The 6098-nt window shown below is 35.5% G+C and carries 6 protein-coding genes; 2 read left to right on the forward strand and 4 right to left on the reverse strand.

The genetic code is table 11. The features are described 5' to 3' along the window. Window positions 1-53: 53 nt before the first annotated feature. The gene (locus tag QZ562_RS18545) at window positions 54-785 is read right to left on the reverse strand and encodes a hypothetical protein (protein WP_293763503.1); all 732 of its coding nucleotides are present in this window, start codon (window positions 783-785) and stop codon (window positions 54-56) included. Between the two features lie 306 nt (window positions 786-1091). On the opposite strand from QZ562_RS18545, the gene QZ562_RS18550 reads away from it, so the two are divergent. After that, window positions 1092-1412, forward strand: a complete 321-nt coding sequence (locus QZ562_RS18550) for a hypothetical protein (RefSeq protein ID WP_293763505.1) — start codon at window positions 1092-1094, stop codon at window positions 1410-1412. 663 nt (window positions 1413-2075) lie between these two features. Continuing rightward, window positions 2076-3371, forward strand: coding sequence for a response regulator (locus QZ562_RS18555; RefSeq protein WP_293763507.1), 1296 nt, complete (start codon window positions 2076-2078; stop codon window positions 3369-3371). Here QZ562_RS18555 and QZ562_RS18560 read toward each other — a convergent pair. From QZ562_RS18560 to QZ562_RS18570, 3 genes are all read right to left on the reverse strand, one after another. Continuing rightward, a complete protein-coding gene (locus QZ562_RS18560; protein WP_293763509.1) occupies window positions 3368-4900 on the reverse strand; it encodes an ATP-binding protein in 1533 nt (510 codons plus the stop codon). The two genes, QZ562_RS18555 and QZ562_RS18560, sit on opposite strands and share 4 nt — an antisense overlap. Beyond that, window positions 4897-5439, reverse strand: coding sequence for a heme NO-binding domain-containing protein (locus tag QZ562_RS18565; RefSeq protein WP_293763511.1), 543 nt, complete (start codon window positions 5437-5439; stop codon window positions 4897-4899). The genes QZ562_RS18560 and QZ562_RS18565 overlap by 4 nt, the downstream gene beginning before the upstream one ends. Window positions 5440-5659: 220 nt before the next feature. After that, on the reverse strand, window positions 5660-6098 hold a 439-nt coding region (locus QZ562_RS18570), incomplete at its 5' end, for a hypothetical protein (RefSeq protein WP_293763513.1).

Below are 6098 nucleotides of genomic sequence, written 5' to 3' on the forward strand. Positions count from 1 at the left end.
CAGTATTATGATGATTAACGTTATAATTATGTTTTTATATGCTTACACTATCACTATGTACGACCAAACTTAGAATAACGCTGTAAAATCAACTCTGTAAGTTTAGTTAGTTTATCTTGGGGGGGATAAGATTGAGTGATTACCTCGAACAAAGCATGACATTTACTGAATAATTTAGTCAATCGGGCCAACATTTTATGACTTAGATTAAGCCAAAAATTAGTACGTAGGGGCCCAAAACTAAAATGTCGAATATAATCATCGAGTTCTGGATCGTAAGTATTGTTCCAGACTCTGTCTAAGGTAGTGACAAACTGACAGTGCTGGGTATACTCGATAATGTGTCCGTTTTCACCCCAACCTACATCATTTTTAGCCGATATTGGTTGATGCCTAGCTATTATTATACTGTTAAGCCAGCGACGAGCCTTGTTATGGTTTTTTAATAAAATAACCCCTGAGTTGTATCGTCCTGTATAACTTTTTGCTAAATACACATATTTATCAGGAAGTAATACGCTGCTTAGTTTAGGCGTATGCGTCTGGATATAGGCATCTGCGTCAACAAATAATACAGCATCATAACCACTGTCCAACGCTTCAATCATTAAGGTTAACTTTAGCCAACAGCACTCCACACCAATAGAGGTTGCATATGGTCGAGTGACAACTTGATAGATATACCCATTGCTTTCTGCATAACGTTTATGAGAAGCAATACAGTCTTTATAAAGCCATTGATAGCCATTAAGTGCAATACTGAATACCAGCACGTTATTTTTCATGGTTACACCCTTGTAAAACTGATTTCAGATTAATCCTGAGACTTGTGATGCAATAAACAATCCATTTTCACATCAAGTAAAAAGTGAATATTCGCGCTGCAGCGTGCAATTAAATGACTTAATTTAAGAATCTATTTTGTTTTGAGTTGCAAATTGCAAACTATCAGTCAAAGAATAGGTTCCTGACCACACAAAAAAACCTATGTTATATATAAGTTTTTTATATTCATTTTAAAATATGGTCCAAGTTGTTAAAACATAGATACCTTCTACTCTCATATCTATGTTTTGGCGATACAAGTACCTGTGATTAATATCTATGAAGGTATTGATTACAAAAACACTTTTTACTTTTTACTTTTTACTTTTTACCAAAACAATCCAGCTACTGATCCAGAAAATGTGCGAAAATTATTTTTGTGTATTTTACAGCCCCTAAGAGGCATAAAACATAAAGTAACTTTAAGTGTTGATAATAAGAGACGTAGTACTCGTTTGTTTATTTCTGCCAACGGATTTGTCTATTACACCGGTGTTAAATCTGTTTCACAACGCCACTACAGCTCGTTACAAAACTTGGACCCAAAATATCATTCCACGTTATATCAACATACTGCTTCATCGTAAGCTGGTGATATGGCGGGTGGTATTTTTAGGCGTTAACTATCTATCAAAAATAAAACGCAGTAGTGGTTTTAATAACGAGGTGCTCTGGATTAAATCGATACCAAAATGGCCCGTAAAAACAGCGCTTAATTAAATTAATGTTCTTAACGACAACAACGCTGACCTCGTTAGTGATAATCAAGGCTAGTTTCTTGATAATCATCGAACGACTTATAACCATTCATCCCCTAATCAAAATACTGAATCGCTTTAGTTTACGAAAATAACTGGCTTAACCTTGGTGGCTATAGCTTTGTTGTTCAAATAATCAGGGAACACCTGCTTATAATTTATAGCACAAGTGACTAAGTGATGGGTATCGGCTGCTTAAAATATATTGTTCATGTATTTAATATTGATTAGCGGCTCCTAAATTTAGATCGAAAATTAGTCTAAACTTTGTATATATAATTGAAACTAACAATCAATATTTGTGAAAAATGTTTGCTTATATTTTTTGCTCATCATAATGAATATTATTTTGCTGTACGATGGAAATTGATTTTTATATACAAATCATAACTTTAAACTGACAGACCGTTGAAAAAATTAAGTGTAGTATCATTTTTCAACACTATATTTGTCTATTAGAAATAATGACTAGCACGTTAATGAGCCGTTTTCATGAATGATAAAATTACAGTAAATAGAACACCTATGACAGTACTTTGCGTGGATGATGAATTAGATATCATTCATGCTATGAAACGGTTGTTACGCAAACGAAACTACAACTTGTTATTTGCCTCAGGTGGAGCCCAGGCATTAGAGCTGATGCAACAGAACGACGTTCATCTTATTATTTCTGACATGAGAATGCCGGCTATGTCTGGTGCAGAACTATTAGAAAGAGTAGCGACATCTTATCCTAACTGCTATCGAATTTTGTTGACTGGGTATACAGATGTGGAGTCCACAGTTAGCGCTGTCAATAAAGGCGAGATCCACAGATATCTTCAAAAACCATGGGATAACAAGGAGCTCATTAATTCAATAGAAGAAGGATTGGAAAAAGTTCGGTTAAATATCGAAAATATATATTTACAAAAGCTTATAAAAAATCAAAACATTCGACTCAAAGAGCTAAACCAAAACCTCGAGAATAAGGTGATATTGCGTACCAAACAAATTCACACTGCTCTGAATAGAATAAAACGTAACAATAACGCTACGCAAAAGGTGTTGTACAACCTGATTAACATCAATCCCAATATCAATAGCGGTTTTGCAAATAGTGTTAGCCAACTATCCAAGAGAATAGCCAAACATTTATCCTTACCTGATGATGAAATCGGTGATGTAACCCTCGCAGGATTGTTGTGTGAGATTGGTTTGCTGGGCTTGGATACAGCCATTTATACCAAGCCATTTAACGAACTTAACTATAACCAAGCACAGGATTATTTTGATCAAACTAACATAGCACAACTAGTTCTCGGACCAGCTCTTCACTTGCAAACTGTGTCAGATATTATCAGTTATCAATTTGAGTGCTACAATGGTGGAGGCCCCAACAAACTCCTTGGCCCGCAGATCCCAAAAGGAGCAAAAATTCTATCTGTTGCGAGAGATTACTGGCGTTATACATTAGGTCGAATGACGAAAAATAACATGAACGAAATGCAAGTAAAAACAGAAATGAAGAAGTTCGCCAATATACGATATGACCCTGAGATACTTGAGATATTGTTCAATACAGATAATATTGTTTCTGACGAATTTTTCGAAAAACAAATTCTCACTGGTGCACTTGAACCGGGTATGGTGCTCAAATATAACTTGTTCAACAACACACATATTTTATTATTGCCCGAAGGACATGTGTTCAATAAAGTGACTATAGCAAAACTGGTACAGTTCGAAAAAAGTCAATCAAAACTGATCTCTTTAATAGTAGAAGAACACCAGATTGAAACTTAGATACTCACTGGAAAGGATATATGAAAGGTAGTGCCCAAGCCGATTTCAGAGTCAACGGTCACCTGCGCACTGTGCGCTTCAAGAATAACATAAGAAACAGACAAACCTAGACCAATCCCAAAGGGCTTAGTAGTAAAAAAAGGGGTGAATAACTTTGTAATTGTTTCTTCGTTAATTCCGCACCCTGTGTCTTCAATATGGATTGTTACGGTTTGATTATCTTGAGTATGCCATATACTTAGCTTACCACCTCCTCTCATCGCATAGGCTGCGTTGGTGAAAATGTTCATAAATACTTGCTGTAACTGGCCTAAATCACCTAAAACTAAAGGACACGATCCTGTCATTCGATTACTGACTTGATGCTCATATTTAAATACGTTTCCAGCAATTCTTAACGCAGCATCAACACATTTATTAAGAGACACTTTGATCAGCTTAGGATCTCCGGCATGAGAGAAACTTTTTAAATCTTCTACAATATCTCTCACCCTATCCAACCCTTTAATATTGGCAATTAATAAGGCGGCAGAATCCTCATCTATGTATGTTAGATCAAACTTGTCACATATTGCAGTAAACGAGGTCATACCCAGATTTTTATGTTTTACCAATTCACTTTTAATATCATCATGAAGGCTTTTGTAATCTTTTAAATATTCTTTAAAAACCTCCATATTTGAACGGATAAAAGTTATAGGGTTATTAATTTCGTGAGCAACGCTAGCAGATAACTGACCCAGTGATGCCATTTTTTCTGATTGAATGAGTTGACGTTGAGCCTTTTCAAGGTCATTGACTAAATTTTGAAGTTGTATGTTTCGTCTTAAGATACGTTCATCAGTTAATCTTTTTTGAATGCCACTGGTTAAGTTATCTCTTGCAGTTGCCAATACTGGGAATATGTCTTCATCAATTAACTCCATTTGACTCCAGAATGCTAGCCAGCCTGTTTTGCCTCCAGATAAGGCAAAATTCAAATACAATATATAACCAAGCGGCTTTAAATAATGATGATTAACTTCGTTGGCAACAGAAACAAACCAAGGGTCTACTATATCTGTCTTACTAAAAGGTAAATTATCGCCAATGAGTCTTTGTAGCCCACTTTGACAATGCCATCCGAGCTCTTTACTCCATGCCTTGTTAAAAGTATCTCCTATTTCTAGTGCATATTCAGTCACAAAGTAAAACCCATATTCAGCAGCACAGTATTCACAAGTGAGTTCAACCAGTTTGCCGATCATTTCGTTTAGCGTAAGTTCAGATGCAATGCTCATTGAAGATTTACCAAGGTATTCAAGCTCAGAGCGTATTTTTGTAGAATAAGCCAGTGCACTTTTCAAAGACTGATTGGTTTGATAAATTTCTAGAGAGTATCGCTCTAGCTGGTTCTCAGCTATATTCCGTGCTTTCTTTTCTCTTTCAGCTTTACGTTCGAGAAGTGCAATACGTTTCTGAAGTTCCTCCACAGACTTAAACTCACTCAATACAAGCTTACCCATTTGAGTTTCTAGGTGTTTTTTCACACCTTTTCAACCACTAACACACAACGCTGACCGCCTTCATGTTCACATTCAGATTGGGATACATTGACTGCTTGACCAATTTGCTGGGCGAGGCCGTAAACAATACCTTCACAAAAAAAACATAACTGACGTGGGGAAATGTAATGAAATGAAAGTTTATTAGATGTTTCAGACAAAAACTTGAATTCAGGTACTAAGGCATTTGGGTTCAGCTTTTTCACCTCAACATGGATAAAATCCTGAACTGCATGCAAAAATTCAAACACATCTTCAAAGTCATGTGCACCTGATGGGGCAATACTATAAAACTCTTTAAACACCCATTTACCGAAGGCAAACTGGGCTTCCCTTTCTGATATATTTTGTCTATCTGCTACTAAACCAATTAATTTAAATAATTCTTGGTCATCGTACGTGACGACTGTAGTGTAAGCTCCCTCACTTGACAAATCAGCTTCATCTAGTATTTCATCCCAGAATTCTTCTCCCCAAAGTTCTTCAATAAATTCATTAAACTTTACGAAAACTATTCCTTTCATAAAAAGTTCCTTAAAAAACTAAAATTAAAGTATTAGGTACTTTTTTTTAATTTTCCAGTTATTAATTTCATAAAAATTTGTTGGTTATATAAACTTATTTATAAACAGACTTGGATAAACAAATGCGATGCTTGTGATATAGATTAACTTCATCCAAATATGCGAGCAACATTCGGATGAAGTAAAGACCAATGAATGGCTGCTACTTATTTTTAAAACATCAACTAAACAATCGCCAAAACCAGCCTCTGGATAGCTCTTCTTCACAGGTTTTTAACTGAGTTGCATACTGCAAGGAACGTGCATCAACAATTTTAGCGACGTCTTTAAGCCATGATTTTCCATTATAGCTGCCTCGTTTATAACCACCCCACCCCTCATGATATGCAAGGTATTGTCTAAAGGCAACTTTCTTAGAAATTTTTAAAAGAGACTCAGTTTTATCAGTATACCAACCAATAAAATCCACACTATCTTTAAACCTTGTTCTTGTTGCTAATTTATTTCCAGTTTCATTTTTATATTGTTCCCAAGTTCCCTTTACTGCTTGTGAATATCCAAATGAACTAGACGGTCTCTTAAATGGTATAACCTTAAATAATTTTTGTCTTGGAGGTTTAGCTAACCAATCAAAGTCAGATTCCATTTTAATTATAGCT

The organism is uncultured Paraglaciecola sp. (assembly GCF_913058035.1).
Lineage (GTDB): Bacteria > Pseudomonadota > Gammaproteobacteria > Enterobacterales > Alteromonadaceae > Paraglaciecola.